Here is a 19,882-nt window from a genome sequence, read left to right on the forward strand (position 1 = left end):
ATGTTCCAGAACGCCGACGAAGTGCAGAAGTACGTAGCGGACAACGACGTCAAGTTCATCGATGTCCGGTTCTGCGACCTGCCCGGGGTGATGCAGCACTTCACGATCCCGGCAGCGACCTTCGACCCGGCCGAGGAACTCGCCTTCGACGGCTCGTCGATCCGCGGTTTCCAGGCGATCCACGAGTCCGACATGGCGCTGCGCGCCGACCTGTCGACGGCTCGGGTTGACCCCTTCCGCCGTGACAAGACCGTCAACATCAACTTCTTCATCCACGATCCGATCACGGGCGAGCAGTACAGCCGCGACCCGCGCAACATCGCCAAGAAGGCCGAGGCCTACCTCGCCTCGACCGGCATCGCGGACACCGCGTACTTCGGCCCGGAGGCCGAGTTCTACGTCTTCGACAACGTCCGCTTCCAGACGTCGGCGAACGAGAGCTTCTACCACATCGACTCCGAGGCCGGCGCCTGGAACACCGGTGCGGTCGAGAACAACCGCGGCTACAAGGTCCGCTACAAGGGCGGCTACTTCCCGGCCCCGCCGGTGGACCACTTCGCCGACCTGCGTGCCGAGATCTCCCTGGAGCTGGACAAGAACGGCCTCCAGGTCGAGCGCCAGCACCACGAGGTCGGCACCGCCGGCCAGGCCGAGATCAACTACAAGTTCAACACGCTGCTGGCCGCGGCCGACGACCTGATGCTCTTCAAGTACATCGTGAAGAACGTCGCCTGGCGCAATGGCAAGACCGCGACCTTCATGCCGAAGCCGATCTTCGGCGACAACGGCTCGGGCATGCACGTGCACCAGTCGCTGTGGCAGGGCGGCTCTCCGCTCTTCTACGACGAGCAGGGCTACGCGGGCCTCTCGGACATGGCGCGCTACTACATCGGCGGCATCCTGAAGCATGCTCCGTCGCTGCTGGCCTTCACCAACCCGACGGTGAACTCGTACCACCGCCTGGTGCCCGGCTTCGAGGCCCCGGTCAACATGGTGTACTCGCAGCGGAACCGTTCCGCCGCGATGCGCATCCCGATCACCGGCTCGAACCCGAAGGCCAAGCGCGTCGAGTTCCGCGCCCCGGACCCGTCCTCCAACCCGTACCTCGCGTTCTCCGCGCTGCTGATGGCGGGCCTGGACGGCGTCAAGAACAAGATCGAGCCGGCCGAGCCGATCGACAAGGACCTCTACGAGCTGGCTCCCGAGGAGCACGCCAACGTCCAGCAGGTCCCGACGTCCCTCCCGGCCGTGCTCGACGCCCTGGAGGCGGACAACGAGTACCTCCAGGCGGGCGGCGTCTTCACGTCGGACCTGATCGAGACGTGGATCGACTACAAGCGCACGAACGAGATCGCCCCGATCCAGCTGCGGCCGCACCCGCACGAGTTTGAGCTCTACTTCGACATCTAAGCCGCCGGTCGCGCTCGCTGGGCGCCTGAGGCACTGAGCACCGAGGGCCGCCACCTCCTTCCGGGAGTGGCGGCCCTCGCTCGTGCTGTCAGCCGCGCCGAGCCCCGCCCCAGAAGGTCCGGGCCTTCTGAAGGAGTTCCCGGGCCTCTCCGCCGTACAGCGCCGCGTCGCTCAAGGCGCTGAACGCCGCCGGTAGAGGTCGAGTTCGGCGGGCTCGGTGACGTTCAGCCCGCGCCATCGGTCGGTGCACTGCGGGCATCGTCAGGGGCGAGAACGTTCGGTGTTCGCCGCAACGCGCATTTCGGCTGCTTCCAGGCCCAGGGCGACCGGAAGGCGACCCGTCCTCAGCGCCTCACCGCAGCGAAGGCCGCGCCCGTCCCGCCCAGTACTCGTCCGCCGTGATGCCCAGCAGGACCACGTCGTGGTAGGCGCCGGCGAAGAACTCGTGCTGGCGCAGGCGGCCTTCCTCCACGAAGCCGAGTTTGCGGTAGAGGGCGAGGGAGGCGTCGTTGAAGGCGTAGACCTCCACTTCGCACTTGTGGCTGCGCTGTTCGGCGAACATGTAGGTGAGGACCAGTTCGGTGGCCTCGGTCGCGTAGCCCTGGCGGCGGTGTTCGCGGGTGACCTCGATGCCCGTACGGAAGCGACCGGCGCGGGCGTCCGTCTCGCCGACCGACACCGCGCCGACGAAGGCGTGCTCGAAGCGGGTCTCGATGACCAGTTGGTACGCGGCCGGGTCCGGGGTGCGGTCGGCGCGTTCGGCGGTCCAGGTGCGGAAGCTCTCGTCGGAGCGAGGGGGGTCGACCACGTCGGCGTTGCGGGCGTCCACGGTGTGCAGGGCCAGGGCCCGGAAGCCCTCCCAGTCCGCCGGTTCGATGCCTCGCAGGCGTACCCGCTCGCCGGTCCACAGGTCACTCATCGCGCTCCCCCGGTTCGGGGGCGCTGTTCGGCATGATCGCCTCGGTCGTCATCCGGTCACAGTAGAGGCAATCGGCACCGTGTTCGATGCCTTTCCGCGTGGCCTTGCCTGTCGGCCTGCCAGCCGGCAGCCCAGGCAGTCGGGGTGGCCCCGGCGGGCCGCGCGATCCCTGGTCCGCCAGGGCCATTCGCTCTCGGGGCGCGGGCCGCTCGGCTTGCCCCAGCCAGCCAGGTGGAGGAGCCAGGTGAGCAGGGCGGCGCCGAGGGTGATGCCGATGCCTGCGAGGGCGATGGGCGCGGAGGCCGCCGCCATCGCGATGCTACCAGCGGTTCGCCTCCCTGTTCGCCGATTACGGCCCCGATGAGATCGCCGTACTCTCCGACTGGTTCGGCCGTGCCACCGAGATCATGCGCACGTCGTTGGACGAGGTGCGTGGTGGTTCGGAGCGCGGCCGGTAGCGGCGGGGGCACAGGCATGCCTGTGCCCCCGGGCCGTCTTCGGACCGGGGGCACAGGGCTGTCGGCGGGCAGGTGGCGGTGTCAGCGACCGTAGCGGATCAGGGCGCGGACCATGCGGCACGTGGTGTCGGACGGCGGGTGCATGCCCAGGCGCTCGGCGGTGGTCCGTATCCGATGGTTTCCGGCGCTGGAGGGCTGGTAGACCCCGCTGTCCAGCAGGGCGATCGCCAGGCGCATGGCCTTCAGGCGGCGGTTGTGCGAGACGTACCACTCGCGGGGGCGGCCCGCGGGCAGGCGCTTCTTCGTCGGCGGGGTCGGCAGCGGCGGGTGGAAGGGCATCGGGAGCTGTCGGTCGAGCGGCTCGGTCGTGGCTGCGGCAACGGCCATCGGCATCCTCCTGGCAGGGTGGTGGAACCCTCACGAACTCCCTCCATTTTACTGCCCCCCACTGACAATCGTCCCTGGCCAGAGGCGTTTTCCGCAGTCCCTCGCGTAACCTTGGCCCCATGGAGATCTGGATCAATCCGGCCTGTTCCAAGTGCCGTGGCGCGGTCAGTCTGCTCGACGCCGAAGGGGCCGATTACACCGTCCGGCGCTACCTGGAGGATGTGCCGTCGATCGAGGAGATCCGGGACGTTCTGGACCGGCTCGGCCTGGAGCCCTGGGACATCACGCGGACGCAGGAGGCGGCGGCCAAGGAACTCGGGCTCAAGGAGTGGCCTCGGGACGCCGGTTCGCGGGAGCGGTGGATCGCCGCCCTGTCCGAGCACCCCAAGCTGATCCAGCGGCCCATCATCACCGCCGAGGACGGCACGGCTGTTGTGGCACGGAGTGAGGAAGCCGTGCGGGATGCGCTGGGGCGCCGGTAGTAAGGGGCCGGGGACGTCAGCGTTCGTCCGTGCCCGCTCGCTTCGCCGTGGCGAGGGCTATGCGGTTCCAGGTGTTGATCGTGAGGATCAGGGCTAGCAGCCCGGCCAGCTCCTCCTCCGCGAAGTGGGCCGCCGCCCTCGCGTAGGCCTCGTCCGGGACGCCCGCGTCCGCGATCCGCGTGACCGCGTCCGTCAGGGCCAGGGCCGCCTGTTCCCGCTCCGTGAAGAAGTGTTCCGCCTCCTGCCAGACCGCCACCATGTGCAGCCGCTCCTCTCTCTCGCCCGCTCTGCGCGCGTCCTTCGTGTGCATGTGGAGGCAGTACGCGCAGTGGTTCAGGTGCGAGGAGCGGATCTGGACCAGTTCGACCAGCGTGGGGTCCAGGCCCTCGCGGGCCGCCGCGTCCAGGCCGATCACCGCCCGGAACACCTTCGGCGCCGCCTTCGCGAAATTGAGCCGAGCGGTGGGGGCGGGGGTGGCGGTGCGGTTCCGCGGCTTGATCTCTGTCGACTTCATGGGTACGAATCTATGGGCGCAGGCGACCGGTTGTGGGGTGCATTCTGATGGCTGAATCGTGGGTCAATTCCGCGGAGATCCTGGGCAGCGATCTGCCGTTGGAACTCTCCGGTACCGGCAACCGCCGGGCCGTCCTGATGAGCGCCCTCCGCGAGGCCGTGCGCAGTGGGCGGCTCGCCCCGGGTACGCGGCTGCCGCCCTACCGTTCCCTCGCCGCCGACCTCGGCCTGGCCCGCAACACCGTCGCCGACGCCTACGCGGAGCTCGTCGCGGAAGGCTGGCTCGCCGCCCGTCAGGGCTCCGGCACCCGGGTCGCCGAGCGGGCCGCGCCCGTCACCCCGGCCCACCGCCCGCGCACCCCGGAACGCCCCTCCCGCCCCGTCCACGACCTGGTCCAGGGGCAGCCGGACCCCGCCGCCTTCCCGCGTACCGCCTGGCTGGCCTCCGCGCGGCGGGCGCTCGCCACCGCCCCCAACGACGCGTTCGGGCCCGGTGATCCGCGCGGGCGGCCCGAGCTGCGGCGGGCGCTGGCCGGCTATCTGGCCCGGGTACGCGGCGTACGGGCCACGCCGGAGCGCATCGTGATCTGTTCCGGCGCCGCGCACGGGCTGCGGCTGCTGGCGGACGTCATGGGCGGGCCGTGGGCGGCGGAGGCGTACGGGTTGCCGTTCCACCGCGAGCTGCTCGCCTCGCACGGCGTCGGCACCCGGCCCGTGGGCGTGGACGGCGACGGGGCCCGGGTCGCCGAACTGACCCGCCGGGACCGGGCCGTACTCCTCACGCCCGCCCACCAGTTCCCGACCGGAGGGCCGCTGCATCCCGCGCGGCGGGCGGCCGTGGCCGACTGGGCGCGGTCCGCCGGCGGGCTCGTCGTGGAGGACGACTACGACGGGGAGTTCCGCTACGACCGGCAGCCCGTGGGGGCCGTTCAAGGACTCGATCCCGAACATGTGGTGCTGCTGGGGTCGGTGAGCAAGAGCCTCTCCCCCGCCCTGCGGATCGGCTGGATGGTGCTGCCCGAGCGGCTGGTGGCGCCCGTCGTCGCGGCGAAGGGCGAGCGCGAGCAGTTCGCCGGCGCCACGGATCAGCTGACGCTGGCGGACTTCGTGGACTCGGGCGCGTACGACCGTCATGTACGCCGGATGCGCCAGCGCCACCGGCGGCGCCGGGACCAGCTGGTGGCGGCGCTGGCATCCAGGGCCCCGCACGTCCGCGTCACCGGGATCGCGGCGGGGCTGCACGCGGTGGTGGAGCTGCCGCCCGGTACCGAGCGGTCGGTGGTCCGGGCGGCGGCCTGGCAGGGGCTCGCGGTGGAGGGGCTCGCCGACTACCGGCATCCGGGGGCGCAGGAGGCGGACGGTGAGCGGGACGGGCTCGTCGTGGGGTACGCCACGCCCGCCGAGCACGCCTATCCGGAGGCGCTGGAGGCCCTGTGCCGGGCCCTTCCGCCGGCGTAGGACAACCGGCTACCGGGCCGCCTGAGCCTCCGCCTCCGCCAACAGCTCCGTCAGCCGGAGGCCGAAGCGGGCGTCGCAGGCGTGCGGCACCCCCGTACGTACCGCTTCGGCCAGTGCGTCCACCGCTCCCCGGAACGCCGCCTCCGCGCCGTCCCAGCCCGGCACCACGGCGATCCCGTGCTCGCCCCGCACCTCGATGTCCATGCCCGCCGCGGCCGGCGGGGCGCTCAGGCCCAGGGTCACCGTGCTGGAGGCGCCGGAGGTGTGGCGCAGGATCAGGTGGGTGGTGTCGGCGGGGCCACGGGCGGCGGTCAGCTGCTCGACCTCGCCGAGCACCGGGATCAGCGCCGAGAGCGCGTGCGGGCCGACGTCCCAGAGGCCGCCCTTCTCGCGCCGCCACGGCGAGTCGGCGTACTCGTTGGCCGAGCCCTCCGCGTAGAGCGAGCCGAGCCACTGGGCGCGGGCGGTGAACCAGCCGCCCACCGCCGCCTGTTCGGCGATCCACGCGGAGGTCTCCGGCGCGAAGCGGAGCGTGCAGAAGACCACCGAGGCGACCCCTGCCTTCTCCGCCGCCTCCGCGACCGCGCGCGCTCCTTCGACCGTCGTGGCGACCGGCTTGTCCATCAGGATGTGGCGGCCCGCCTCCGCCGCCCGGACCGCGAGCGGCGCCTGGACATCCGGCGGCAGCGCGAAGGCCACCGCGTCGCTCGCCCCCAGCAGCGCGTCGATCCCCGCCTCACCGGTGTACGCCCGGCTCCCGTGGGCGGCGGCGAGCGCCTCGGCCGCCTCGGCCCGGCGGCCCCACACACCGCTCAGCTCGACGCCGGGGTGGGCGGCGAGCGCGGGGGCCTGGGTGTTGCGTGCCCAGGGGCCGGTGCCGAGGAGGCCGATGCGCAAGGGGGTGGACGTGGAGGTGGCGGGTGTCGTCATGGGGGCCAGTGTGCCCGGTGTGCCGCGGCGGTGCGGTGCCACCCGAATGCGGTGGCGGAGAACAGGCAGGCAAGGTTACGTTTCCGGGGCCGGCCGCGGGACTTCGGCTGCGACTACCGGGACGTGCCTGTGAAGCGATGATTTCGTTGTTCGCGCCTCCATTCCCCGGCCGGCGTCCGCAGTCCGCACCGGGGAAGTGCGTGAACACAGTCCGCACCGGGGGAAGTCCATGAGCACGCCGCCCGAGACGCTCGCCGACCTCGTCGCCGCCGAAGACGTCCTGCTCTTCGCCAACGCGGCGATCACCGCGACCGGACAGCGCGAGTTCCGTTCCGGCGCCCTCGACCAGCAACTGTCGCTGGACTTCCTGCACGCCTACGTACGGGTCAACTACCGCCGTGTGTACGCCGCCTCCCTCGCCCTCGACATCAACGACCACAACGCCGCCCGCATCGTCCTCGGCCTGCTGGAGACGGCGGGCGAGGCGAGCGCGGAGGAGCGGCGCACCGAGGGCCGGCTGATCGCCGCCCGGCTGGCGCGGCTGCCTCCGCAGCGCGTCTACCGCCTCTTCTGCGAGGTGCGCCGGGCCGGGATCAACAACCGGCGGACCCGGGCGATCATGCGCGACTGGCTGGCGGCCCGGCCGGATCTGGGGCACGACGCGGTGAAGTACCGGAGCGGTGTGAAGACGGCCGCCCGCCATGTCCATCTGCGCTGCCCGCAGGGCACGGAGCCGCTCGCCGAGATCGGGGCGTTCCTGTTCCGGCCGGGGAAGCTGCCGCGGTACGCGCACCCGCTGCTGGACGCGTGGCGGCGCGCCCACTACGAGCAGGGGGCCGTGGCCGAGCTGCCGTTCACCGTCGCGGAGGGGTTCGCGGCCCGGCACGGGATGGAGCGCGAGGCGTTCCTGAAGCGGGCCGCGCCCCGGATGACCCGGCTGGAGCGGCTGCGTACGCACGCCGTGGCTCAGCGGCCGGACGTGGACCTGAGCGTGATGCCGCTGACCCGGCTGGCGCTGTACGTCCTCGCGCTCCCCTTCGAGCAGCGCGCCGCCCGCCGCACCGAGCTGACCGGTGCGCTGCGCACGGCCGCGCGCCGGGCCGCGGGGAAGCACGCCGGGAGCTGGGGCCGGGTGCACGCGGTGCTCGACGACAGCTTCTCCTCGTCCGGGTCGGGGCAGAAGCGGCGGCGGCCGCTCGCCGTGGCTCTGGCCTGCCACCACCTGTTGGAGGCGCTCGCGGCGCCGGGTGCGTACCGCGGGCTGTGGACCTCGGGCCGGGACGACGCCCTGCTCGTCCGTCCGTGGGGGCCGACCCCGCTGGGGATGCGGGTTCTGGACGCGCTGGAGCCCGGTCCTGGTGGCGCGGAGCCGGACCGTCTGGTGATCGTGTCGGACGGCTGGGACAACGCGCCGGTGGGCCTGGCGGGTGAGGTGCTGCGGGTGTGGCGGCAGCGTCTGGATCCCGGGCGGCGGACGGCGGTGGTGCACGTGAACCCCGTATACGACGCGGACGGTTTCGACGTGCGGCGGCTCGCGGCGGGGGTGCCGACGGCCGGGATCCGGGACGCGGAGGATCTGCCCGCGCTGGTGGAGATCGCCCGGTTCGCGGAGGGCCGGACCGGGGCGGCGGAGCTGGACGCGTATCTGGACCGGCGGGTGGCGCTGTTCCTGGGTGGGAAGGAGCCGGTGGCGTGACCCGGTTGGAGTTGACCGGGCTCACCGCCCGGCCCTCGCAGGTCTGGGGCGGCGTCCGGCTCGTACCGCTGGTGCGTGAGGCGCCGGTGGAGGGGCTCCGGCTGCACCGGGAGGCGTACGAGGGGTTCGGGGCGGGGGTCGTCGAGCTCGGGCCCCTTACGCACCACGTCTCGTACATCCCGCACGGCCTGGTGGCCGACTGGTCCGGTCCGGGCGCCGAAGGACAGGGCGGGCAGTCGGCCGCGTACGGGACCCAGTTCGGTGGCGGGCCGGACGCGCCCCGCACCCTTCGCCTGCCCCGGCCGCCCCTCCGCCGCAGGGCCGAGCGCCGCCCCGGCGACCGGCTGCGGTTCCTGCCGCTCCAGCTGGCCCTGGAGGGGTATCTCGCGCTGCACTTCGGCGGCCCGACGACCGCCTGGGAGGAGTGGTCGCGCCGGGCGCTGCGCGACGGACTGTCGCCACGCGCGGAGGACGCGTACCTCGGGTGGTCGGTGCGCGGGCTCGGGGAGGCGCTGCGGATCTTCGAGATCCACCCGGGCCAGTGCGGGGTCATGGTGTACGTCTCCGACGCGCTCGCCGCCGCCTTCGTGGTGCCGCACCCGGACGACTACCGGCTGCTGCACGCCTCGCTGGTGGAGGACCTGTACGGGGAGCTGGTGCACCAGTACGCGCTCTACGGGGCGCCGGTGGCGGAGTTCGGGGCGCGGCTCGGGAGCGGGGAGCACATCCGTACGCTCGCCGATCTGCGGGCGGCGGCGCGGGGGCAGGAGCGGGCGTGGGAGGAGGCGCACGACGGGCTGTTCGCGCGGGAGCTGCTGGACTCGTCGTACGGGTTCGACCGGGTGTACCGGATGGGCTCGTTCACGCTGTGGCGGTTCCTGCCGCCGTTCGTCCGGGACGGCGGCGGTCAGCACATCGGGGAGACGATCACCGACCACAAGGGGCAGGTCGCCTACCTGAAGACGTTCCGGCTCTCCGACGCGCAGATCCGGCGCGGCTATCTGCTGCACGTCCTCGCGGGCGCGGAGTGGGAGCTGTCCCGGGCGGCCGGGGTGCTGGGTTCGAGCCGGGAGGAGTTGGTACGGCGGATCCGCGCGGCCGGGTTCTCGGAACTCCTCAAGGGCAACGTGTGACGAGTCCCTACAAGGCGGTCTTTTATCGCAGGAAGCCTCGGTAACACGGGGTTCACACTCGGGCAACGGACGGGAAATCGCACCTTGCCAAGCTGCGCGGCATAGACCGCTGCACCCGCAAAGGATGGCGTCCGTGACGTTCAAGGCTGAGTACATCTGGATAGACGGCACCGAGCCGACCGCCAAGCTTCGCTCCAAGACGAAGATCATGGACGGCACGCCGTCGGGCGACGTCACGGACCTGCCGATCTGGGGATTCGACGGTTCCAGCACCAACCAGGCCGAGGGCCACGCCTCCGACCGCGTGCTGAAGCCCGTCTTCAGCTGCCCGGACCCGATCCGCGGCGGCGACGACATCCTCGTCCTCTGCGAGGTCTTCAACATCGACATGACGCCGCACGAGTCCAACACCCGTGCCGCGCTGCGTCCGGTCGCCGAGCAGTTCGCGGGCCAGGCCCCGGTCTTCGGCATCGAGCAGGAGTACACCTTCTTCGACGGGCACCGGCCGCTCGGCTTCCCCGAGGGCGGTTTCCCGGCCGCGCAGGGCGGCTACTACTGCGGGGTCGGCGCGGACGAGATCTTCGGCCGCGAGATCGTGGAGAAGCACCTCGACAACTGCCTGGCCGCCGGGCTCGGGATCTCCGGCATCAACGCCGAGGTCATGCCGGGCCAGTGGGAGTTCCAGGTGGGCCCGCTCTCCCCGCTGGACGTCTCCGACCAGCTGTGGGTGGCCCGTTGGCTGCTCTACCGCACCGCCGAGGACTTCGACGTCTCCGCGACGCTGGACCCGAAGCCGGTCAAGGGCGACTGGAACGGCGCGGGCGCGCACACCAACTTCTCCACCCGGGCGATGCGCGAGGGATACGAGGCGATCATCACCGCGTGCGAGTCGCTCGGTGAGGGTTCCAAGCCGCTGGACCACGTGAAGAACTACGGCGCGGGCATCGACGACCGGCTCACCGGTCTGCACGAGACCGCCCCGTGGAACGAGTACAGCTACGGCGTCTCCAACCGCGGCGCCTCGGTCCGTATCCCCTGGCAGGTCGAGCAGGACCAGAAGGGGTACATCGAGGACCGCCGGCCGAACGCCAACGTCGACCCGTACGTCGTCACGCGGCTCATCGTGGACACCTGCTGCACCGCGCTGGAGAAGGCCGACCAGGTCTGATCCCGACGCCACGGATTCAGCAGGGCCCGCCGGTTCACACCGGCGGGCCCTTTCCCGTGTGTTTCCCCGCTCGTTCGAGATCGGAGGAAGAGAAAGTGAGCAAGAAAAAGCGCAGCGTGAGGAAGGTAACGCCCAGAGGCCGTATCGACGGGTGAGAGGAGTCTGATGCATTGCCGCAATGTCTGCTTCAATGGGGCCATGGCCAGCTTCCAGCACATCGCGTCGGGTCACAGCGACCTTGAGCCGTTCTGGCCTTCCCGTCAGCACCATGATTTCGACCGGGTGTGTTGCCGCGCGTGGAACGCGCAGGCCCTCTAAAGCCGCTCACCCCGGCCTTCGGTCCGCGCGCACGACGTAAGTCCGTCCTCGACGACTCCTCGCGCGAAAGAGCTGACCCTCCATGGCGAACACTCGTACTTTCTCCGCCGCTTCCGCTGCCACCGCAGCCTCGCCGGCGCCCGCTGCGGCCAACCCCACCGCCCGCTCCCTCTCCCCCAACCGGCACCGTCTGCGCGCCGTCGACCGTGACGAGGTCGCACGGCTCTCGGACGTCGCCGACTTCCTGCCGCCGGGCGCGACCTGGCTGCCGGCCCCTCAGCACACGCTTCCCTCTCTGCCGGGCCAGCCGCCGATGATCGGCTACCTGGTACTCGTCCCGGCCGACCAGCAGCCGGCGCTCGCCGGTGTGGTCGCCGCCTCGCAGCACGGCCGCCAGCTCGACCGGCAGGGCCGCGCGCCCTTCCTCCAGCAGCCGGCCCCGGAACCGGCCGAGGAGGCGGCGGCGCCCGGGCCGGTGCGGATCGACTCGACGCGGCGTACGGCCTCCGTCGACGGGGTCACGCTCGACCTCACGTACCTGGAGTTCGAGCTGCTGGCCCACCTGGTGGCACACCCGCACCGGGTGCACACGCGCGACCAGTTGGTGACGACGGTGTGGGGGTACGGGCACGTGGGCGACGGGCGTACCGTCGACGTCCATGTCGCCCGGCTGCGCCGCAAGCTGGGTGCGGAGCACCGGCGTTCGATCCAGACGGTCCGCCGGGTGGGGTACAAGTACACGCCCTGACGGGTCAGTTGCAGGCTCGGTCGGCTCATTGACCATCCGGTCATTGCCTCTCCGGCGGCCCCGGACCACGGTCTCGTACCGCGGTCCGGGGCCGTCCCCGTGTGTCACACCTGCTCGGTTACGGGGTGGCCTCCGCCCCCGTTCACCAGGGGTCGGCACCAGGTCCGGGGTGGTGCTGGCCACACCCCCGGGTGGGTGGCGCACCGGCTGCCGCCGCGGGGCGGTCGGGGGCGAGACTTGCGGGACAACGGGGGCCGGCTCGGGTCCTGTCAGGGGAGAGGGATGACGATGAACGCAGTCGCGACACGGATACGGCCGCCGATGCTGGCGGCGGGACGGGGGCTCGTCCTGTCGGTATACGGGCTGGCGGTCTCCATCACGCTGTTCGTCCTCGCGGTGCTCTCGATCGCCTTCATCCCGCTGGGCATCGGGGTGTTCACGACCCCGCTGGTGCTGGAGGGGGTGCGCCGGCACGCGAACCAGCGGCGGCTGTGGGCGGCCGACTGGTCCGGCGTACGGATACCGGCGCCGTACCGCCCGTTCCCGCCGGACCTTCGCCGAGGCGTCACCGGGCAGGTGGAGCGGACGACGCTGCTGCTGAAGGACCCGGCGACCTGGCGGGACCTCCAGTGGCTGCTGGTCGACATGACGGCCGGGGCCGTGCTGGCGGTGCTGGCCGCGGCGCTGATGGTCTACCCGATCGAGTCGGTGGTGCTGGCGGCGGGGCTGTGGCGGGTGTTCCAGGACGGCAGCCCGTACTGGTACGGGTTCGTGCCGGTGGACAGCCAGCACACGGGGCTGGCCGCCCTGGGGCTCGGCGCGGTGCTCTTCCTCCTCGGCCTGCTGGCCGCCGAACCGGTGCTGCGGGCGCACTTCCTGCTGGCCCGCGTGCTGCTGGCGCCGACGCCCGAGCAGACGCTGGCGCAGCGGGTGGACCGGCTCACCGAGACCCGGCACGAGGCGGTGGACACCGCCGCCTCCGAGCTGCGGCGCATCGAGCGGGACCTGCACGACGGGGCGCAGGCGCGGCTGGTGGCGATGGGGATGAACCTGGGCGCGATCGAGGCGCTCGTCGAGAAGGACCCGGCGCAGGCGAAGAAGCTACTGGCGATGGCCCGGGAGTCGTCGGCGGAGGCACTGACCGAGCTGCGCGACCTGGTCCGGGGCATCCACCCGCCGGTCCTCGCCGAGCGTGGCCTCGGCGACGCGGTCAAGGCGCTGGCCCTGCGGCTGCCGGGGGCCACGGAGGTGACGGTGGAGCTGCCGGGGCGGGCGGAGGCGTCGGTGGAGTCGGCGGCGTACTTCGCGGTAAGCGAGGTCCTGACCAACGCGGTGAAGCACTCCGGCGGCGACCGGATCTGGGTGGACCTGCACCACGGCGAGGGGATGCTGCGGATATCCGTGACGGACAACGGCGGAGGCGGTGCGCGGATCGGTTCGGGCTCCGGGCTGAGCGGAATCGAACGCCGACTCGGTACATTCGACGGCGTCCTGGCCGTCAGCAGTCCCGCGGGCGGCCCCACCATGGTCACCATGGAGCTGCCTTGCGTGTTGTCCTAGCCGAAGACCTCTTCCTGCTGCGCGACGGACTGGTGCGCATGCTGGAGGCGTACGGGTTCGAGATCGCCGCAGCCGTGGAGACCGGGCCCGAACTGAGCAAGGCGCTGGCCGAGCTGGAGCCGGACGTCGCGGTCGTCGACGTCCGGCTCCCGCCGTCCCACACGGACGAGGGGCTGCAGTGCGCCCTGGCGGCCCGGCGGGCGCGGCCGGGGTTGCCGGTGCTGGTGCTCTCCCAGCACGTGGAGCAGCTGTACGCGCGGGAGCTGCTGGCCGACGGCAACGGGGGCATCGGCTATCTGCTGAAGGACCGGGTCTTCGACGCGGACCAGTTCATCGACGCGGTACGGAGGGTGGCGGCGGGCGGCACGGCGATGGACCCGCAGGTGATCTCCCAGCTCCTGTCCCGCCGCTCGCAGGACGAGCCGATGGGCGGCCTGACACCGCGCGAGCGGGAGGTGATGGAGCTGGTGGCGCAGGGGCGGTCCAACACGGCGATCGCCGCCCAGCTGGTGATCACGGAGCGGGCGGTGGCCAAGCACACCTCGAACATCTTCGGAAAGCTCGGCCTGCCTCCTTCGGACGACGACAACCGGCGTGTGCTGGCGGTGCTGGCCTATCTGGACCACGGCTGAGCACCGGCTGACCACCGGCTCATGACCGACGGATCACCGGTTGGTGCCGTATTGGCCTTCTTTGCACGGCAGTTGGGCATTCGGGCCGCTTTCCCGCTGGAGCTTCGCACGAATCGGCCAGGAGGCTGAACAGGGCGCCGGGGCCGCGCGTATGGGACGTCACGCTTCTCCCTCGAAGCAGAGGAGTCCCATGCGACGCACAGCACGTACACCCCGTACGTCCCGCAAGAAACGCTCCAGCCTGGCCAACCGGGCCATAGCTGCCTCCGCCGCCCTGATCCTGGGCGGGGGCGGACTGGTGGCGGTCAATGTCTACGCCTCCGCAGGGGAAGGGCCGTCCGGATCGCCGCCCACCACCCGGGCTCAGAACACGGGCCGCCAGATGTCCACCATCGACTGTCCCGATGCCGGTAACGAACTGCGTGAGGTGCCCGACCAGGCACGCGGCGAGGTCGACCGCGAACTCGCGGCGATGGATACCCAGATCACCGATGCCTACCGGGAGTTCGCCGACCGCAAAGAGCAGATATCCCAGGATCCCGGACTCGCCGAGAACGCCGTGCTCGGCCCGTTGCGGAGCAGGCGGACGGCGAGCCTCGACCGCATCGCCACGGCCATCGGACGCGTCGCGGAGCGGCCCGCGGGGATCGAGGGCCTCGCCGGGTGCAGCCTGCGCGCCGATGACAGCGCGGCCGGCAACCCGGGCGGCGAGAACGGCAGTACCGGTGACGGCGGCAACGGCGGTGACGGCGGCAGCGGCGATGGCGGCCAGGACGACGGCCAAGGGCAGGACCAGGGCCAGAATCAAGGCCAGGGTGACAGGCAGGGCCAAGGGGACGACCAAGGCCAGAGTGACAACCAAGGCAACGGGCAGGACCCGGGTGACGGGCAGGATCCCGGCCAAGGGCCCGGGCAGGCGGGCAACGGGCCCGAACCGTCCGATTTTGTCGACATCCAGTCCGTCCAGCCCAATGTCCAGCGCCCCCGCCAGCGCCGCGGTGCCTCCCGGGGCACCTTCACCACCGACTGCGGCCGTAACGAGAACGGGAAGTTCAACCCGGACAACGTCATCGTCGCGCCCGGCGTGAGCAACGGCGCGCACCATATGCACGATTACATCGGCAACCAGGCCAACGACGCCTTCGCCAGCGACGACGACCTGGCGAGCGGCGCCACCACCTGCCGCAACCAGGGCGACCGGTCGACCTACTACTGGCCCGTGTTGCGCCTGCAGAACGGGCAGGACGAGGCCGACGTGAACGCCGACGGCGGCGGGCGCGACCAGAACGTCGGCCAGATCCAGACGCCGTCCCAGGTGACCCTGAAGTTCGTCGGCTCCCCCGTCGGCAGGGTCACCGCGATGCCGCGCTTCCTGCGGATCATCACCGGCGACGCGAAGGCGTTCACCAACGGCGACGCCAACGCCAACGCCTCCTGGAGCTGCACCGGCTTCGAGAACCGCCAGCTGAAGGACAAGTACCCGATCTGCCCGGAGGGCAGCCAGGTGGTCCGTACGTTCGCCTTCCAGAACTGCTGGGACGGGCAGAACACCGACAGCGCCAACCACCGCACCCATGTGGCGTTCGCGCAGCCGAACGGGCGGTGCCCGAACGGGTTCCGGGCGGTTCCACAGCTGGTCCAGCGAATCGTGTACGACGTGCCGCCGGGGCCCGGCTTCGCCGTCGACTCCTTCCCCGAGCAGCTGCACAAGCCGATCACCGACCACGGCGACTTCATCAACGTCTTCGACCAGAGGCTGATGAAGAAGATGGTGCGGTGCATCAACGACGGGCGCAGGTGCCGCTGATACGACACCTGTGACACCGAGGGGGCCGGTGCCGGTGATTCGGCACCGGCACCGGCCCCCGTGACGCCCGTCCCCCCGACCTGCGCGGTCAGCTCCCGTGGTGACCGGAGTGCCCTTCCTCGCTCCCCCCATCCCCGCTCTCCCCCGAGTGGTGCGGCGAGGCGGTCTCCACCGTCCCCCCGAGCCGGCCGCGCAGCGCCGCGACCACCTCCGCCTCGCCGACGGCGACCCAGCGCCGGCCGACGAGATAGGAACCGCCGTAGTCCTTGGCCTCGTTGATCCACTCGCGCTGGCCGCGGTCGGTGGCGAAGGTGGTCAGTACGTAACGCCCGCTCGCGGTCTTGCAGTTGGCCTGACGGAGCTCCTGGGCGTCGGTCTGCACATTGGGTTCGCAGCCGGCCTTCTCGGCCAGCTGCTCCAGGGTTCCCGTCGCGGTCGGCGGTGCCGAGGGACGGCCACTCCCGGCGCCGTCGGCCGCGTTCTGTTTGCCGTCCGCGCTGCACCCGGTCAGGAGCAGCAGCGCTGCCAGGAGGGTGCCCGCGGCCCGGGAGCCGGCTCCGACTCGCCAATCCGGTTCTGTCGCCATCGGCCCATCCTGCACCCAAATCCGGTCTCAGGTACGGGTGACGGCCAGGCTCGTCACATAGGCCTCCCGGACCGTGCCGCCAGGAAAGGCGTCGGCCAGCAGGGCGCGTTCCCGCTCCAGCACAGCCTCAGCCGAAGCCCGTTCCGCGACCAGGAAGACGGAATGGCTGGCGAGGTTGGCGAGGTGGACGTCGAGCGTCACCTCACGGCTCCACTCCACCTGCCGCGTACGGAAGTCGACCCCGGCGGGGAGCTCGGCGCGGAGCCGGGCGTCGGGGTCGTACGCCGCCACGTGCTGGTCCTCCTGACCCGCGCCGAAGGCGTCCAGCACCCGCCGCCGCTGCTCGCCGATCCACTCCACCCGCGGGTCGGAGTCGTTCCACCACAGCGCGAGCGCCCCGCCCGGTCGCAGCACCCGGCGCGCCTCGGGGACCGAGAGGGCGGGGTCGGTCCAGTGCCAGGACTGGGCGTACGTGATCAGGTCCAGCGACCCGGTCCGCAGCGGCAGCCGGTTGCCGTCACCCCGGACCACCGGCACCTGCGGCAGGCCCCGGCGGAGCTGCCCCGCCATCCCGTCACCGGGCTCCACCGCCGTAACCCTCGCGCCCCGGCCGTCCAGCAGAGCGGTGGCGATCCCGGTGCCGGCACCGACGTCCGCGACCCGGGCTCCGGCCAGCGGGCGGCCGGACAGCTCCTCGACCGCGTCGAGCAGGGCGGGCGGGTAGGAGGGCCGGTTGGCGGCGTAGGAGGCGGCGATCGCGTCGAAGGAGCGGGCCCGGGCCGAGTTCGTCGTCGTCATCCCTCCATCATGGGCCTGCCCCTTCCCGTACAGGGCGGCGGGAAATCCGTGCAGACCCCTGGTCCCACCGGGTACCCGTCAGTACATTGACACCATGTCTAACACGCAGCCAGCGGCGGTCGCGTCGGAGCGGACGGCGCTCAAGGCCCGCAAGGTCTCCTTCGCCTGGGAGAAGACCCCCCTGCACTGGGTGCCGGGCGACCCGTTCACCACGCACACCATCAATGTGCTCCACCTGCTCCTCCCGGCCGGAGAGCGCTGGTTCATCCATGTGTACCGGCAGATCCTCCCGTACATCCATGACGAGCAACTCCGCGAGGATGTCATCGGGTTCATCGGCCAGGAGGCGGTGCACTCGCAGGCGCACGACGACGTGCTGCCGCACATGCGGGAGTTGGGGCTCGACCCGACGCCGTACACCGCGCAGGTCGACTGGTTCTTCGAGAAGCTGCTCGGGGACCGGACGCTGCCACCGGGGCGGCCCTCGCAGTGGTGGCTGATGGAACGGGTGGCGATGATCGCGGCCATCGAGCACTACACCGCCTTCCTCGGCGACTGGATCCTCAACGCCGAGGCGCTGGACCGCAAGGGCGCCGATCCGACCATGCTGGACCTGCTGCGCTGGCACGGCGCGGAGGAGGTGGAGCACCGGTCGGTGGCATTCGAGGTGTTCATGCATGTCGACGGCGGCTACCGCAGGCGGGTGCGGACGTGGGCGGCGGCCTTCTCGGCGCTGGTCTTCCTCTGGCAGCGCGGCGTCCGGTTCTTCATGGAGAACGACCCGAGCCTGCTGGATGGCAAGGCGTCGTTCAAGGCGTTCCACGCCAGCGGGAAGGAGGGGACGCTGCCCAGCACGGGCGCGATCCTGCGGTCCATACCCAGCTACCTCAGCCGCTCCTACCACCCCTCCCAGGAGGGCAGCACCGCCCAGGCCGTCGACTACCTCGCCCACTCGCCCGCGGCGCTCGCCGCCGAGGCCCGTACGACGGGAACGTCCTGAACCATGGCCCTGCCGCGTCTCGGTACCGCCGTCCTCGTCGCCGGTACCGCCCTGCTCACCCGGCGGGCACTGCGCCGCCGGATCGCCCGGTCGCCACTGTGGCCGATGCCCGCGCTGCCCGAGCCGGTCTCCGGGCACTCGCGGCGACGGGCCACGGCCATCCGGCGGCTGACCGTCACCGAGCGGTCCTCCGTCGCCGACGGGGTCGTACAGCTCCGGCTGGAGGGAACCGGGTTGCCGAGCTGGCAGCCGGGCGCCCATCTGGACCTCGTCCTGCCCTCCGGGCTCGTGCGGCAGTACTCGCTCTGCGGTGATCCGGACGACCCGGGTACGTACACGGTCGCGACCCGGCTGGTGGCGGAGGGGCGGGGCGGGTCGCGGGAGGTGCACGAGCAGCTCCGGGAAGGCGCGGAGATCGAGGTGCGCGGGCCGCGCAACCGGTTCCCGCTGGTGGAGGCGGAGGCGTACGTCTTCGTGGCGGGCGGGATCGGGATCACGCCGGTCCTGCCGATGCTGCGGGCGCTGGCCGCGCGAGGGGCCGACTGGCGGCTGGTGTACGGGGGCCGGTCGCGCGGGTCGATGCCGTTCCTGGACGAGGTCGAGAAGCTCGGCGCCGACGGTGACCGGGTGACCGTGGTCGCGCAGGACGAGGCGGGACATCCGGACGCCGCCGCCGCGCTGGCGGACATCGCGCCCGGCACGGCCGTCTACTGCTGCGGGCCCGAGCCGCTGATGGCCGCCGTGACCGCCGCGCTCCCCGAAGGCTGCACCCTGCACCTGGAGCGGTTCTCCGCGACGACGACGGCGGCGGGAGGGATGGACGGGACGGACGCGACGGGCCCGGCGGACTCCGGTGCCTTCGAGGTGGAGCTGCACCGCACCGGCCGTACCGTGCGGGTCGCGGCCGGGCAGTCGGTGCTGGCCGCCGTCCGCGAGGAGCTGCCCCATGTCGCGTACTCCTGCGAGCAGGGCTTCTGCGGAACCTGCCAACAGCGCGTCCTGGAAGGCGAGATCGACCACCGCGACGAACTGCTGACCGACGACGAGCGCGCCGATTCCATGCTGATCTGCGTCTCGCGCTGCCGGAGCGGGCGGCTGGTGCTGGACCTGTAGGAGCCACCCGGCCGCACCCCGGTTAGGCTGTCCGGATGACGACGACCGGGGTACGGCGCAGGATGGGCGTCGACGAGCGCAGGCAGCAACTGATCGGCGTAGCGCTGGACTTGTTCAGCCGACGCTCCCCCGAGGAGGTGTCGATCGACGAGATCGCCGCTGCCGCCGGCATCTCACGGCCGCTGGTCTACCACTACTTCCCGGGCAAGCAGAGCCTGTACGAGGCGGCGCTGCGGCGGGCCGCCGACGAGCTGGCCGCCCGCTTCCTGGAGCCGCTCGAAGGGCCGCTGGGCGCACGGCTGCTGCGGGTGATGGGGCGGTTCTTCGACTTCGTCGACGAGCACGGGCCGGGCTTCTCGGCGCTGATGCGCGGCGGCCCGGCGGTCGGTTCGTCCACGGCCAACGCCATGATCGACGGTGTGCGGCAGGCCGCGTACGAACAGATCATCACGCACCTGGGCGTGGAGGATCCGCCCGCCCGGCTGGAGCTGGTGGTCCGTTCCTGGGTCTCGCTGGCCGAGTCGACCGCGCTGATCTGGCTGGACGGGCGCCGCATTCCGCGCGAGGAGCTGGAGATCCAGCTCGTGCACGACTTCGCGGCGCTGGCCGCCGTCAGCGCCGCGTACGACCGGGAGATGGCGGGCATCGTGCTGCGGGTGCTCTCCCGGGAACCGGCCGAGGGCCCGTTCGGCGACCTGCTGGCGCGGCTCTCGGCGCTCGCTCCGGCCGTCCCGGCACAGCGGCTTCCGCACGAAGGGACCTGAGG

Annotated in this window: 20 protein-coding genes; 13 read left to right on the top strand and 7 right to left on the bottom strand. The window is 71.8% G+C overall.

Going from position 1 to position 19,882, the window contains the following annotated elements; genetic code table 11:
* Nucleotides 1-1,410 (top strand): type I glutamate--ammonia ligase, encoded by a 1,410-nt coding sequence (gene glnA / locus ACIRR8_RS00070; protein WP_030080762.1) that lies wholly within the window; start codon nucleotides 1-3, stop codon nucleotides 1,408-1,410.
* Between the two features lie 352 nt (nucleotides 1,411-1,762).
* On the opposite strand, the gene ACIRR8_RS00075 is transcribed toward glnA, so the two are convergent.
* The 3 genes from ACIRR8_RS00075 to ACIRR8_RS00085 all read right to left on the bottom strand — a co-directional run bounded on the left by ACIRR8_RS00075 (nucleotide 1,763) and on the right by ACIRR8_RS00085 (nucleotide 3,174).
* On the bottom strand, nucleotides 1,763-2,329 hold the full coding sequence (locus tag ACIRR8_RS00075; protein WP_404057255.1) for a GNAT family N-acetyltransferase: 567 nt from the start codon (nucleotides 2,327-2,329) through the stop codon (nucleotides 1,763-1,765).
* Between the two features lie 48 nt (nucleotides 2,330-2,377).
* Complete coding sequence (locus ACIRR8_RS00080) at nucleotides 2,378-2,647, bottom strand: HGxxPAAW family protein (protein WP_404058650.1); 270 nt, start codon at nucleotides 2,645-2,647, stop codon at nucleotides 2,378-2,380.
* A gap of 221 nt (nucleotides 2,648-2,868) precedes the next feature.
* Entirely contained in the window at nucleotides 2,869-3,174 is a 306-nt protein-coding gene (locus ACIRR8_RS00085) for a hypothetical protein (RefSeq protein WP_018511887.1), read from the bottom strand.
* 119 nt (nucleotides 3,175-3,293) lie between these two features.
* Here ACIRR8_RS00085 and ACIRR8_RS00090 point away from each other — a divergent pair, with 119 nt between their 5' ends.
* Nucleotides 3,294-3,656, top strand: coding sequence for an arsenate reductase family protein (locus ACIRR8_RS00090; RefSeq protein ID WP_404057258.1), 363 nt, complete (start codon nucleotides 3,294-3,296; stop codon nucleotides 3,654-3,656).
* A gap of 16 nt (nucleotides 3,657-3,672) precedes the next feature.
* On the opposite strand, the gene ACIRR8_RS00095 is transcribed toward ACIRR8_RS00090, so the two are convergent.
* Nucleotides 3,673-4,170: a carboxymuconolactone decarboxylase family protein gene (locus tag ACIRR8_RS00095; RefSeq protein WP_404057260.1), complete on the bottom strand. Its 498-nt coding sequence runs from the start codon at nucleotides 4,168-4,170 to the stop codon at nucleotides 3,673-3,675.
* A 47-nt stretch (nucleotides 4,171-4,217) separates the two neighbouring features.
* Here ACIRR8_RS00095 and ACIRR8_RS00100 point away from each other — a divergent pair, with 47 nt between their 5' ends.
* The gene (locus ACIRR8_RS00100; RefSeq protein WP_404057262.1) at nucleotides 4,218-5,627 is read left to right on the top strand and encodes a PLP-dependent aminotransferase family protein; all 1,410 of its coding nucleotides are present in this window, start codon (nucleotides 4,218-4,220) and stop codon (nucleotides 5,625-5,627) included.
* A gap of 9 nt (nucleotides 5,628-5,636) precedes the next feature.
* Here the strand turns inward: ACIRR8_RS00100 and ACIRR8_RS00105 are convergent, their stop codons facing one another.
* Nucleotides 5,637-6,557: a Gfo/Idh/MocA family protein gene (locus ACIRR8_RS00105; RefSeq protein ID WP_404057264.1), complete on the bottom strand. Its 921-nt coding sequence runs from the start codon at nucleotides 6,555-6,557 to the stop codon at nucleotides 5,637-5,639.
* A gap of 229 nt (nucleotides 6,558-6,786) precedes the next feature.
* Between ACIRR8_RS00105 and ACIRR8_RS00110 the strand changes: the two genes are divergently transcribed.
* The 7 genes from ACIRR8_RS00110 (at nucleotide 6,787) to ACIRR8_RS00140 (ending at nucleotide 15,619) form a co-directional block, all read left to right on the top strand.
* Nucleotides 6,787-8,253, top strand: coding sequence for a hypothetical protein (locus ACIRR8_RS00110; protein WP_404057266.1), 1,467 nt, complete (start codon nucleotides 6,787-6,789; stop codon nucleotides 8,251-8,253).
* Nucleotides 8,250-9,386, top strand: coding sequence for an ARPP-2 domain-containing protein (locus tag ACIRR8_RS00115; RefSeq protein WP_404057268.1), 1,137 nt, complete (start codon nucleotides 8,250-8,252; stop codon nucleotides 9,384-9,386). Before ACIRR8_RS00110 ends, ACIRR8_RS00115 begins: the two co-directional genes overlap by 4 nt.
* Before the next feature lie 133 nt (nucleotides 9,387-9,519).
* Nucleotides 9,520-10,554, top strand: a complete 1,035-nt coding sequence (glnII, locus tag ACIRR8_RS00120) for a glutamine synthetase (protein WP_404057270.1) — start codon at nucleotides 9,520-9,522, stop codon at nucleotides 10,552-10,554.
* A gap of 400 nt (nucleotides 10,555-10,954) precedes the next feature.
* Complete coding sequence (locus tag ACIRR8_RS00125) at nucleotides 10,955-11,620, top strand: winged helix-turn-helix domain-containing protein (protein WP_404057272.1); 666 nt, start codon at nucleotides 10,955-10,957, stop codon at nucleotides 11,618-11,620.
* A 288-nt stretch (nucleotides 11,621-11,908) separates the two neighbouring features.
* On the top strand, nucleotides 11,909-13,180 hold the full coding sequence (locus ACIRR8_RS00130; protein ID WP_404058651.1) for a sensor histidine kinase: 1,272 nt from the start codon (nucleotides 11,909-11,911) through the stop codon (nucleotides 13,178-13,180).
* Complete coding sequence (locus ACIRR8_RS00135) at nucleotides 13,165-13,812, top strand: LuxR C-terminal-related transcriptional regulator (protein WP_404057274.1); 648 nt, start codon at nucleotides 13,165-13,167, stop codon at nucleotides 13,810-13,812. Before ACIRR8_RS00130 ends, ACIRR8_RS00135 begins: the two co-directional genes overlap by 16 nt.
* Nucleotides 13,813-14,002: 190 nt before the next feature.
* Nucleotides 14,003-15,619: a DUF1996 domain-containing protein gene (locus ACIRR8_RS00140; protein WP_404057276.1), complete on the top strand. Its 1,617-nt coding sequence runs from the start codon at nucleotides 14,003-14,005 to the stop codon at nucleotides 15,617-15,619.
* 88 nt (nucleotides 15,620-15,707) lie between these two features.
* On the opposite strand, the gene ACIRR8_RS00145 is transcribed toward ACIRR8_RS00140, so the two are convergent.
* Nucleotides 15,708-16,205, bottom strand: coding sequence for a hypothetical protein (locus tag ACIRR8_RS00145; RefSeq protein WP_404057278.1), 498 nt, complete (start codon nucleotides 16,203-16,205; stop codon nucleotides 15,708-15,710).
* A 27-nt stretch (nucleotides 16,206-16,232) separates the two neighbouring features.
* A complete protein-coding gene (locus ACIRR8_RS00150) occupies nucleotides 16,233-17,003 on the bottom strand; it encodes a class I SAM-dependent methyltransferase (RefSeq protein ID WP_404057280.1) in 771 nt (256 codons plus the stop codon).
* A 94-nt stretch (nucleotides 17,004-17,097) separates the two neighbouring features.
* Between ACIRR8_RS00150 and ACIRR8_RS00155 the strand changes: the two genes are divergently transcribed.
* The 3 genes from ACIRR8_RS00155 to ACIRR8_RS00165 all read left to right on the top strand — a co-directional run bounded on the left by ACIRR8_RS00155 (nucleotide 17,098) and on the right by ACIRR8_RS00165 (nucleotide 19,880).
* Nucleotides 17,098-18,003: a metal-dependent hydrolase gene (locus ACIRR8_RS00155; protein ID WP_404057282.1), complete on the top strand. Its 906-nt coding sequence runs from the start codon at nucleotides 17,098-17,100 to the stop codon at nucleotides 18,001-18,003.
* Between the two features lie 3 nt (nucleotides 18,004-18,006).
* Nucleotides 18,007-19,116 (top strand): PDR/VanB family oxidoreductase, encoded by a 1,110-nt coding sequence (locus ACIRR8_RS00160; RefSeq protein WP_404057284.1) that lies wholly within the window; start codon nucleotides 18,007-18,009, stop codon nucleotides 19,114-19,116.
* 62 nt (nucleotides 19,117-19,178) lie between these two features.
* On the top strand, nucleotides 19,179-19,880 hold the full coding sequence (locus tag ACIRR8_RS00165; RefSeq protein WP_404058653.1) for a TetR/AcrR family transcriptional regulator: 702 nt from the start codon (nucleotides 19,179-19,181) through the stop codon (nucleotides 19,878-19,880).
* The last annotated feature ends 2 nt before the right edge of the window (nucleotides 19,881-19,882 follow it).

This window comes from Streptomyces sp. NPDC101178, assembly GCF_044767965.1.
Taxonomy (GTDB): Bacteria; Actinomycetota; Actinomycetes; order Streptomycetales; family Streptomycetaceae; genus Streptomyces.